Source organism: Gilvimarinus sp. 2_MG-2023 (genome assembly GCF_030547685.1).
Taxonomy (GTDB): Bacteria; Pseudomonadota; Gammaproteobacteria; order Pseudomonadales; family Cellvibrionaceae; genus Gilvimarinus.
The window spans coordinates 1-2,523 of record NZ_JAUOQM010000057.1; the positions used below are offsets into that span (position 1 = coordinate 1).

The 2,523-nt window shown below is 53.5% G+C and carries 1 protein-coding gene; it reads left to right on the forward strand.

Features of this window, described 5'->3' with window-relative positions; translation table 11 throughout:
* Window positions 1–2,523 (forward strand): GLUG motif-containing protein (locus tag Q4526_RS16440; RefSeq protein WP_303609705.1); only part of this gene is annotated, 2,523 nt, incomplete at both ends.

Below are 2,523 nucleotides of genomic sequence, written 5' to 3' on the forward strand. Positions count from 1 at the left end.
GGCGACGGCGGCTTTATTGAAACCTCGGGCAGCATTGTCAAAGTTGGTGCCGATGCTGTTATTACCAGCGCAAGCGCGGGTGGTGCAGCGGGCACCTGGTTGCTCGATCCCACGAACATGGAAATCAGCTACGACGAAATGGGCGGCAACGATGGCACCAGCCACGTCCACACCCAGGCGTTGCAAAACTCTTTGGCCGGCAACAATGTCACACTGCAAACTGCCAACTCTGGCGGCGGAGCCGGCGATATCACCATTGCCGACCCGATTATTTGGGCCAGCGGCAATACCCTAAGCCTGGATGCCGATGGCGGCATTGCCTTTAACGACTATCTGCACGCCCCCGGCGGCGGTCTCACTCTCAATGCCGTGGGCAACATCACCACCGGCGCCGAGGGCCATATTAACGTTGACACCTTTACCTTAAACAGCGGTAACTTTTCGCAAATTTCAGCCACCCTGCCCACATTTATGGCCGATGATTTTGTGATTAACGGCGGCACCTTTACCCGTGCCACCGGTGGCAGTGTGGGCGGTGCAGCTTTGCAAATTACCGACGTATTTGGGTTGCAGGGACTGGATACCACGTTGAATGCTGATGCCGTTTTGGTAAGTGACATTGACGCCTCGGGTACCTCGGGTTGGAATGGCGGTGAGGGTTTTGATCCGATTGGTGATGAACTGAATGGTTACTCTGCTGATTTTAATGGCGGCAGCAATGTCATTAATGGTTTGACTATTAACCGACCTACTGAAAGTGCGGTGGGTCTATTTGCCAATGCGTCGAACGCTACCATCACAGATGTGGGTTTAACCAATATTAATATTGTCGGTGAGGGTTATGTCGGTGGCCTAGTTGGACACAGTGCTGGACAAATCACTGGCAGTTACGCCACAGGTGAGGTAACGGGGGCACATAATGTTGGTGGCTTGATGGGGCTTGCAGATCCATTGAACGCCATCTCACAAAGCTACGCTAATGTTGCGGTAACCGGTGAACATACCGTTGGTGGTCTAGTGGGGGGAGCAAATAGTCTTTCAGTTAACGATACTTACGCTACTGGCAGTGTCACGGCTACAGGCCCTGGCCCAGGTGGTAACGGTGGGCTCATTGGCCAGGCAAATACATCGTCCATTAATAACTCTTGGGCGAGTGGCTTGGTGTCAGTTGCGGGTGGTGGGCCAGAAGGTGGCTTGGTGGGTAGTAGCGGCGGAAGCACTTTCACCAACAGTTACTGGGATACGTTTACTTCGGGCCAATCGTTTGGTGCTAATGGCAGTACTCCGGCCGGTATAAGCGCTGTAGACGGTGATTGGAGTGCACCTGATGCCTATAACCAGACATCTTATACGGGCTTAGATTTCACCGACGACTGGTTTATCGCCGAGGGCAGCTCGCGCCCCATGCTGCGCGCCTTTTTGGACGGCACCAACGTTTCTAACCTTTATCAGTTACAAGGCATGGCCGCTGATTTAACCGCAAACTACACCCTCACCCAAGATATTGACGCCTCGGCTACCGCTCACAGTGTTGCAGCGGGTAATGGTGGCAACTTTTCCGATGTCTGGGGTGGCCGTGGTTTTGCTCCAGTGGGTAACCTTGCCGGCGAGTTTAGCGGCGAGTTGGACGGCCAAGGTTTTCTGATCGGTGGTTTGACCATTAATCGGCCAAGTCTCGATGGTGTTGGTCTTTTTGGTGTTGCAACTAATAGCAGCGTATCGGACTTGGGTTTGATTGCCGTCAATATCGTTGGCGATAATTATGTCGGAGGTTTGATTGGGTTGGATAGCGGGTCTTCCATCACCGATGTTCTTGTTAGTGGAGAGGTTACTGGTGAGGGCGAGGTTGGCGGTTTGATAGGTGGGGCTGATGCCTCATCTGTAGTGAGCAGTTACTCTAGCGCTGATGTGATAGGAGTGGTGTCAATTGGTGGGTTGGTAGGGATTGCTGATGGACTTACTGTAGATACTAGCTATGCAGTGGGTGATGTAAGTGGAGGTACGTATTCTGGCGGCTTGGTGGGTGGGTTACGTACTGGGGGTTCTATCACCAATTCATTTGCCACAGGAGCCGTAGAGGCAGCTACTAACTATGCGGGTGGCTTAGTTGGCCACCTAGAAGACTCTACAATAGAAACTTCTTGGGCCAGTGGTGAGGTTGCCGCATCAGGAGCTAATAATGGTGGCTTGGTAGGTCGGGTCGATGGTGTCAATACGTATACGAATAACTACTGGGACTCTTTCACCACGGGGCAAGCCGATGCTACCAGCGTGGGCGGAGCTGTTGCTGGTATAACCGCCGTTACCGGTGATTGGGCGATTGCAGAAACCGCCTATAGCCAAACCAGCTACGCCGGTTTTGACTTTGCCGATGACTGGTTTATCGCCGAGGGTAGCTCCCGCCCCATGCTGCGGGCCCATCTCTCCGGCGGCGGTGAAATCCATAACCTCTACGACCTGCAAGGTATGGCCGCTGATTTAGGCGGCAACTACACCCTGATGGCCGATATCGACGCCTCGGCC